This window comes from Mesorhizobium sp. M7A.F.Ca.CA.001.08.2.1 (assembly GCF_003998455.1).
Classification (GTDB): domain Bacteria; phylum Pseudomonadota; class Alphaproteobacteria; order Rhizobiales; family Rhizobiaceae; genus Mesorhizobium; species Mesorhizobium ciceri.
Genome location: NZ_RZPW01000241.1, coordinates 1 through 8,173, shown reverse-complemented (window position 1 = coordinate 8,173; position 8,173 = coordinate 1). Strand labels below are relative to the sequence as shown.

7 protein-coding genes and 1 pseudogene are annotated in these 8,173 nt (G+C 62.2%); 5 read left to right on the top strand and 3 right to left on the bottom strand.

Annotated elements, in window-relative coordinates; all coding sequences use genetic code 11:
• The 3 genes from EN914_RS16110 to EN914_RS16100 all read right to left on the bottom strand — a co-directional run.
• Window positions 1–1,422 (bottom strand): ABC transporter ATP-binding protein (locus EN914_RS16110; RefSeq protein ID WP_164778754.1); only part of this gene is annotated, 1,422 nt, incomplete at its 3' end.
• Window positions 1,423–1,519: 97 nt separating this feature from the next.
• Window positions 1,520–2,614: a BMP family ABC transporter substrate-binding protein gene (locus tag EN914_RS16105; protein ID WP_013529894.1), complete on the bottom strand. Its 1,095-nt coding sequence runs from the start codon at window positions 2,612–2,614 to the stop codon at window positions 1,520–1,522.
• Window positions 2,611–3,447: a GntR family transcriptional regulator gene (locus EN914_RS16100; protein WP_024505100.1), complete on the bottom strand. Its 837-nt coding sequence runs from the start codon at window positions 3,445–3,447 to the stop codon at window positions 2,611–2,613. The genes EN914_RS16105 and EN914_RS16100 overlap by 4 nt, the downstream gene beginning before the upstream one ends.
• Window positions 3,448–3,697: 250 nt before the next feature.
• Here EN914_RS16100 and EN914_RS16095 point away from each other — a divergent pair, with 250 nt between their 5' ends.
• From EN914_RS16095 to EN914_RS16075, 5 genes and pseudogenes are all read left to right on the top strand, one after another.
• Entirely contained in the window at window positions 3,698–4,555 is an 858-nt protein-coding gene (locus EN914_RS16095) for an aromatic ring-hydroxylating dioxygenase subunit alpha (RefSeq protein WP_032809603.1), read from the top strand.
• Between the two features lie 29 nt (window positions 4,556–4,584).
• Window positions 4,585–5,478: an aromatic ring-hydroxylating dioxygenase subunit alpha gene (locus EN914_RS16090; RefSeq protein WP_013529897.1), complete on the top strand. Its 894-nt coding sequence runs from the start codon at window positions 4,585–4,587 to the stop codon at window positions 5,476–5,478.
• Between the two features lie 21 nt (window positions 5,479–5,499).
• Entirely contained in the window at window positions 5,500–7,266 is a 1,767-nt protein-coding gene (locus tag EN914_RS16085) for a Rieske 2Fe-2S domain-containing protein (RefSeq protein ID WP_024505098.1), read from the top strand.
• Window positions 7,267–7,337: 71 nt separating this feature from the next.
• Window positions 7,338–7,988: a glutathione S-transferase family protein gene (locus EN914_RS16080; protein WP_024505097.1), complete on the top strand. Its 651-nt coding sequence runs from the start codon at window positions 7,338–7,340 to the stop codon at window positions 7,986–7,988.
• A 58-nt stretch (window positions 7,989–8,046) separates the two neighbouring features.
• Window positions 8,047–8,173, top strand: a pseudogene (locus EN914_RS16075) (S-(hydroxymethyl)glutathione dehydrogenase); the annotation flags it as partial.

Genomic DNA, 8,173 nt, shown 5'->3' with positions numbered 1-8,173 from the left:
CCCCTGGCAGATCACCAGAAGCCGGTCACAAATCTCGAACAGCTCGTCGAGTTCTTCGGAGACGACGAGCACCGCCGCGCCGGCGCGGCTGAGGTCGACGATGGTCTGGCGGATGAAGACGCTGGCGCCGACATCGACGCCCCAGGTCGGCTGGGAGACAAGCAGAAGCTTCGGCTCGAGCGCGATCTCACGGCCGACGATGAATTTCTGCAGATTGCCACCCGACAGGCTCTGTGCCGTCGAAGCCGGACCGTTGGCCTTGACCTTGAACCTGTCGATGATGCCAGCTGCGAAGGCGCTGGCTTTGCGCCGGTCGACCAGGCCGTTGCGGACGGTGCCGAAGCGATGGGCGGTCAGAACCGCGTTCTCCCACAGCGTATGCGACGGTACCGCGCCACGGCCCAGCCGTTCCTCGGGAACGAAGGCGAGACCGAGCTTGCGGCGCTCGTCGGCACGAAGGCGAGCGGCAGCGGTACCGCAAATCCTGATCGCGTCGTTGTTGTGATGCGTGCGTTCGCCGCTGAGCAAGGCGATAAGCTCCGCCTGGCCGTTTCCGGACACTCCCGCCAGGCCGACGATTTCCCCGCCATGAACGTTGAAGGAGACGTCCTTCAGATCCACGCCGAAATGGTCTCTTGCCTTGACCGAAAGGTTGTTGACCTCGAGCACTGGCTTCTCGCTCGGGGTCGGCGGGCTGACATGCATTTCCGGCAGCTTCGAGCCGACCATCATGCGGGCGAGCTCGAGCGAGGTCGTCTCTTTCGGCCGAGCGGTGCCGGTGACCTTGCCGTTGCGCAGCACGGTTGCGGTGTCACAGAGCTCCTGCACCTCGTCGAGCTTGTGGCTGATGTAGACGATGCTGCAGCCTTCAGCGGCGAGTTGTCGAAGCGTCTCGAACAGCTTGACCACCGCCTGTGGCGTCAGCACGGAAGTCGGCTCGTCGAGGATAAGAAGCTTGGGCGCCTGCAGCAGGCAGCGCACGATCTCGACGCGCTGCCGCTCGCCGACAGAGAGGTCATGCACCTGGCGATGCGGATCGATCGGCATACCGTAGCGAAGCGAAAGCTCGCGGATCTTGGCGGCAAGCGAGGGCAGATCGAAGGCGCTGCTTGCCGAGAGCGCAATGTTCTCGACCACTGAAACGGATTCGAACAGCGCGAAGTGCTGGTAGACCATCTCGATGCCGAGCGCGCGCGACGTCGCCGGGTTGTGCGCCGCGATCGGATTGCCGTCGCAGAAGATCTCGCCGGAATCGGCCTGCGCCGCGCCATAGATGATCTTCATCAGGGTCGATTTGCCGGCGCCGTTTTCGCCCAGCACGGCGTGGATTTCGCCGGGCTGGATAGACAGCGAGACGTCGTCATTGGCGACGACGCCGGGATAGCGCTTGCAGATGTTGCGCAGTTCTAGACGCGGATGCATGGCGGGTCCTGCCGTGGCGTGAAGCGAGGTTGGACGGGAACCAGGCAGGGAGACGCCGAAGGTCGGTCTCGGCGCCTCCCTGGTTCTTTGATGGCGTTCAGCTCAGCTTGCCGATCATGCCTTTGACGAACCAGTTCATGCCGCGAACATCGTCATCGGCCAGGACGGAGCCTGCAGCGACCTTGAGGTTGCCGGCCTGGTCCTTCAACTCGCCGCCATAGGGGTGCACCTTGCCGCTGCCGATGTCGGCCTCGAGCTGCTTCAGCTTGGCCTTGGTGTCGGCCGGTATGCCGTCATTGTAGGGCGCCATCTTCACGACGCCCGCTGCCAGTCCATCCCAGCGCACTTCCGGCTTCCAGGTGCCGGCGGCGACGGCCTTGGCGGCGCCGACATAGTCGCTGGTCCAGTCGAGGACAAAGGACGTCAGCTGTTTGCCCGAAGCGAACTTGGCCATGTCGCTGGCGTAGCCGATCGACCAGGCGCCGCCTTCACCCGCGACCTGGACGCCCGTCGCCGTGTCGGTCATCGAGCAGATGACATCGCAGCCTTGCGAAAGCAGCGTCTTGGCGGCCTCCTTCTCTTTGCCCGGATCGAACCAGGAATTGAGGAAGATAGCGTTGCACGTGGCGTTCGGATTGACGCTTTGCGCACCGAGCAGCAGCGCGTTGGCCGGGCCGACGATATCCGGAATCGGAAAGCCGCCGATGAAACCAATCTTGCCCGATTTCGACATGTAGCCGCCGGCCGCGCCGGCGACGAAAGTGCCCTCGTAATATTTGGCTTCAAAGGTACCCAGATTGGCAAGGTGTACGATGCCGGAGCAATGTTCGAAAGCCACCTTGGGGAAGCGCGGCGCCACTTTCTGCATGGGCGTTCCGTGCGAAAAGCTGGTGCCGAAGATCAGTTTGTTGCCGGCGCTGGCCAGCTCGCGGAAAATGCGCTCCGCATCCTGCGGCATGAAGATGTTGTCGATGACGGTGAGTTCGGCCTTGTCGCCGAACGCGGCTTTGATCGCCTCGACGCCAAGGCTGTGCTGCTTGGTCCAGCCGATTTCGGCGATCGGCGAGACGTAGACGACGCCGATCTTGAGCACCTCTTGAGCCTTGGCGACCGTGCTCAGCCCTCCAGCACCGAGCGCAGCACCCAGCGCACCGCTGTATTTCAGGAATCCGCGTCTTGTCAGGTCGTTCATGTCGGTAACCCTCTGTTGGTTTTTTTGGTTGATGCCCGGCTTGTCGATGCCCGGTCTTTGTTAGGGAGATGGACGTGCGCGTGCACCGCGCCGTCGCCATTCCCGGATGGTTTTGCCTGCCTCAATCCAGCCGATATCGTCGCTCCGTCGGCCTTGCCGTCGAGATAGGGTGCGAGCGCTTCGGCAGGCGTCATCTCCGGAAACACGTCGCGATCCATGATATAGCCGCGCACCACGGTGCGGTGATGCGTGTCGATCAGGTCCATGGCCTGTTTCAGGCGGCCCTTTTCCAGAAGGTCGACGACCCTCGAATGATCGTCGAGCAGATTGCAATAGTCGAAATCGGCTGAAATGAGCGAGCGCAGCAGCGTCGTGCGGCGCACCAGCTGGGCATGGATTTCCTGCATCACCTTGTTGCGGCTAAGGCGCACGAACACCGTGTGGAATTCCTGGCCGAGCACGTCGGCCAGCGCATCGTTGCCGGCGGCGACTGCCTGGCGCTGGCGTTCGACATGCTGGCGCAGCTCGGCCCATCCGGCGGGGCCAAGGCGATCGCTGAGCTGGGCCGCCACCCCCTGTTCGACAAGGGTCAGCGCGTCGTAAATCTCCATTGCCTCCTGCATGCTTGGCCTGGCGACGAAGGCGCCGCGGTTGCGCTCGATCTGCGCCAGCCCGTCATCGGCGAGCCGTATCAGGGCCTGACGCACCACGATGCGGCTGACATCGAATATCTCGGCAAGCTCGCGCTCGCCGAGCTTGCAGCCGGGCACCAGCCGATGGTCGATGATGGCGCGGGTCAGCGTGTCCGCGATCGTCTGGGAGCGGCTGCTCAAGGCACGGTTCTCCGCCTTTGCGACGACATGATCAGCAGGCTTTCCATGATGAAGACATGACGCTTCGGGATGTGCCATATCCCAGGTTCAGGTTTTCCATATCGGAATTCAATCATCATAGTCTGTCAACACAAAAAATGATTTTGGCTGACAAAAAATCATTGATTGGTATCCAATCTTGTGATTTCGTCATTGCGAAACGTCAGGCTAGGTTCGTGGTGAAGGGCTAGCCGAGTTGGGAGGGATGCCGATGGCAACCCGTTGCGTCGACCGCGAGCTTCTGAACGACTGGCATATCGTCGCTGACCAGGAATCGCTCAGCCAGGATGTGCCCTTTTCGACCCGCCTGCTTGGGGTCGACCTCGTCGTTCGAAAACATTCAAACAAGATCGAAGTCGTTCGCAACGATACCGGCGACGTGTTGAAGAGCGCCGAGCGCTATGGCTTCGTCTGGACCTGTCTGGACAAACCCTGGCGCGACATCATCTACATCCCCGAGGCCAACGAGGCGGATCGACATCTGGTCAGCGGCGGCTCGATCGCGGTCAAGGTGTCGGGCCTTCGCGCCGTCGAGAATTTTCTCGACATGGGGCATTTCCCCTTCATCCACACAGGCTGGCTCGGCGAGGAGCCGCATACCGAGGTCGTGCCTTACAAGGTGGAAATCACGCCCCAGGACGAGGTGCTGGCGACCGAATGCAAATTCTACCAGCCCATCGCGTCGCCGACCGCGAAGGAAGGGTTCGTCGTCGAGTACATCTACAAGGTGATCCGGCCCTATACGGTGGCGCTCTACAAGAGCAATCCGATCCAGAAGGGGAGGCTGGATGTCATCACGCTGTTCGTGCAGCCGGTCGACGAGGAGAACTGCGTCGCGCATCCCTATCTCTGCTACCTCAAGGAGGGCATGGACGCGGCGACGGTGCGCAGTTTCATGCAATTGATCTTCGCGCAGGACAAGCCGATCCTGGAAAACCAGGTCCCCAAGCGCCTGCCGCTCGATCCGCGCGCCGAGACGCCGATCCGCGCCGATGCCGTCTCGGTTTCCTATCGGCGCTGGCTGCGTGACAGGGCGGTCACCTATGGTGCGATACCGGCACAGATCTGATGAGGTCCGAGGGTATTTGAAGGGATAACATGATGACGAAATGCGCTGATCCCGTGATCCTCAATCTCTGGCATCCCGTGGGCGCCATCGCGGAAGCTGCTCCCGGCGCCGTCCAGGAGACCGTTCTGCTCGAGGAGCGCCTCAGCTTTGCGGTGGACGCGGATGGCGAGCCCGTCGTCTGGCGCTCGCGTCCCGATGTGCAAAGGGCTGACCATATTCCACCCGCCGACAGGCTGCCTGCAATAAGCGCCTATGGCTATGTCTGGACTTCGCTCGGGTCGCCGCCGGCCGAGCTGTTCCCGATCCCCGAATATCAAGAGCCGGACCGCCGCAAGCTCAATGCGGCAACGTTCGGCGTCAACGTCTCGGCGCCGCGCGCCATCGAGAACTTTCTCGACATGGGCCACTTCCCCTATGTGCATACCGACATACTCGGCGTCGAGCCGCATACCGAAGTCAAGGAATACGACGTCGAGATCTCCGTCGATCGCGACGAGATCCTGGCCACGCGCTGCCGCTTCTTCCAGCCGATGGCGTCGACGGCGTCCGATGGCGGCGCCGACGTCGACTACGTCTATCGCGTGCCGCATCCCTATTGCTCGGTGCTCTATAAATCGAGCCCGGTCGACGAGACCCGGCGCGATGTCATCGCCGTCTTCCTGCAGCCGGTCGACCAGGAGCATGTGCGCGCCCACATGCTGCTTTGCGTGCTCGACGAAGACAATGAAGACAAGGTGATCAAGCGTTTCCAGCAGACGATCTTCGGCCAGGACAAGCCGATCCTGGAAAACCAGGTGCCGAAGCGCCTGCCGCTCGATCCGCGCGCCGAGACGCCGATCCGCGCTGACAAGTCGGCCATCGCCTACCGGCGCTGGCTCAGCCAGAAGGGCGTGACCTACGGGGTCATCCCGGCTGCAGCCTGACAGACATTTTGGAGACGATTGATGTTGGAAGAAGCCAGAAGCCGGTGGCATCCGATCGCCGCTGCCCATGATTTGCCGTTTCGCCACGTTTTCCACGGCCAGTTGCTGGGCCGGGAATTCGCCGTGTGGCGGGCCGATGACGGTTACGTCAACATCTGGGAGAACCGCTGCCTGCATCGCGGCGTCAGGCTGTCGATCGGCATCAATGACGGGCGCGAACTGAAATGCCAGTATCACGGCTGGCGTTATTCGAACCGCACCGCTGGCTGCACCTATATCCCGGCTCATCCGGCCGATGCACCCGCCCGCACCATCACCAACCGCACTTTTCCGGCGGTCGAACGTTATGGCTTGGTCTGGTCCTCGGAAGAGCCGCGCGGGGAGGTGCCTGAGATTGCCGGCCTCGCCGAAGGCAAGCTCGTCGCCTTGCGCGGCATCGCGGTCAACGCGCCGGCCGACAAGGTCGTCGAGAGGCTGAGAGCCTATCGCTTTCAACCCAACGGAGCGATCGATGGCGAGGGCGCCGACATTCTCGTCGAAGCCGCCCAGGATTTCGCTGTGGCGCTTCGCTCGCGAGCCAGCGGCGCCGAGACGCAGGGCGTTTTCTTCGTGCAGCCGGTCGATTCCAACCGTTCGGTGATCCGCGGCGTGCTCGATCAGGAGGCCGAGGGCGCCGCGCGCATTGCCATTCTGCGTCACCACAATGAGCGGCTTTCCAAGCTGCGCGACGAGGTCGAGCGCGACGTGGCGAACGCGCCGGCGCCGGCGCCGCTCGAGCCGGTCTACGAACGGGTCTCGGCCGAACTCGCGGAAATGCCTGAGGTGACCACGCATGGCCGCAAGGCTGCGCTGCGTGTCAGCGTGGCCAGAAAATGGCAGACCGCTGACGGGATCGCAGGCTTCGAGCTTCGTCCGATCAAGGGCATCCTGCCGACGTTCCAGCCTGGAGCCCATATCGACGTCCACATGCCCAATGGCGAGATCAGGCAGTATTCGATCACCAACGGTCCCGGTGAAACCGACAGCTTCACCATCGGCGTCAAGCTGGAACGGGACTCCAAGGGTGGCTCGAAATGCATGCATGAGACGGTGCGAGAGGGCGACGTGTTGGCGATTTCCGAGCCACGCAACAACTTCCCGCTGCGCCGCGATGCGATCAAGACGCTGTTCGTCGCCGGCGGCATCGGCATCACGCCGCTGCTCGCCATGGCGCAGGCGCTGAAGAACCAGGAGCTTGCGCACGAGCTGCATTATTTCGCGCAAGGCGAGGAACACCTCGCCTTTGCCGATCGGCTGAAGCATCTCGGCGATGCGCTGAAGCCGCATCTCGGCCTCTCGCCCGACGCGACCGGCGCCGAGCTTCGACAACTCCTCGCCGGTTATCGCAATGGCATGCATCTCTACATCTGCGGCCCGGGACCGATGCTGGAAGCCGCGCGCAAGATCGCGGCCGAGCAGGGCTGGCCAGATAGCGCCGTCCATTTCGAGTACTTCAAGAACACCAACAAGATCGACGACAGTTCGAGCTTCGAGGTCGCGCTGGCGCGCTCCTGCGTCACGCTTCAGGTGCCGGCGGGCAAGACGATCATGCAGGTCATGCGCGAAAGCGGCATCGATGTTCCGTCGTCTTGCGAGCAAGGCGCCTGCGGCACTTGCGTGGCGACGGTGATCGAGGGCGAACCGGACCATCAGGACGTCTACCTCAACGATGCCGAGAGGAAGGCCGGAACCAAGATCATGACCTGCGTTTCGCGCGCCAAATCGGCACGCCTGGTTCTGGACATCTAACTGTTTGTTTTACGCAATTCCGGACGGAAAACCGTTACACACGTTTCCTGGAATTGCTTTAGGAGCTGCCGATGATCACGCTTTACGACTACGAACTGTCGGGCAATTGCTACAAGCTGCGGCTGCTGATGAGTTTTCTCGGCATCGACTACAAGACCGTGCCGGTCGACTTCTACCCCGGCCGCGAACACAAGTCGGAATGGTTCCTGAAACTCAATCCGCTTGGCCAGCTGCCGGTCATCGAGGATGAAGGGCTGATCTTGCGCGACGCCCAAGCGATCCTTGTCTATTTCGCCTCGAAATACGATCCGTCGGGCACCTGGTATCCGCGGGACAATCCCGCTCTGCTGGGCGAGATCAGCCAGTGGCTGGCCTTTGCAGACGGTATCACTTCGACGGCGTCGGCCGCCCGCCTGCACGATGCGCTGTTTTATGACTTCGATATCGACGCCGCGCGTGCCGGCGCGCATCGCCTTTTCCGTATCCTCGACGAGCATCTGTGGTTCGGCGAACAGCAGAGCCGCAACTGGATCTGTTCGGCCAGTCACCCGACCGTCGCCGACATCGCCTGTTTTCCTTACATCATCCTATCGGAGGAAGGCGGGGTTCCGCGCCAGGACTATCCGGCTATTCGGCGCTGGTGCGACCGTGTCAAGCGCATCAAGGGCTTCACCGTCATGTCGGGTGTGTTTCCCGCTGGCCCCGGCAAGATCGCCGCATAGTCTGATCATAAGCGCCGCGTTCTGGCCCGGCAAAATAGAGATTTGGGAGAGAAAAAGAATGAAAACCCGCGCCGCTGTCGCTGTTGCCGCCGGAAAGCCGCTGGAGATCATGGAGGTCGACCTCGAGGGCCCGCGCGAGGGCGAAGTGCTGGTCGAGATCAAGGCGACAGGCATTTGCCACACCG

What these genes read in the sequence shown, in the direction of transcription:
- EN914_RS16105 (WP_013529894.1), bottom strand. Translation starts at nt 2,614, where the DNA reads ATGAACGACCTGACAAGACGCGGATTCCTGAAATACAGCGGTGCGCTG.
- EN914_RS16095 (WP_032809603.1), top strand. Translation starts at nt 3,698, where the DNA reads ATGGCAACCCGTTGCGTCGACCGCGAGCTTCTGAACGACTGGCATATC.
- EN914_RS16090 (WP_013529897.1), top strand. Translation starts at nt 4,585, where the DNA reads ATGATGACGAAATGCGCTGATCCCGTGATCCTCAATCTCTGGCATCCC.
- EN914_RS16085 (WP_024505098.1), top strand. Translation starts at nt 5,500, where the DNA reads ATGTTGGAAGAAGCCAGAAGCCGGTGGCATCCGATCGCCGCTGCCCAT.
- EN914_RS16080 (WP_024505097.1), top strand. Translation starts at nt 7,338, where the DNA reads ATGATCACGCTTTACGACTACGAACTGTCGGGCAATTGCTACAAGCTG.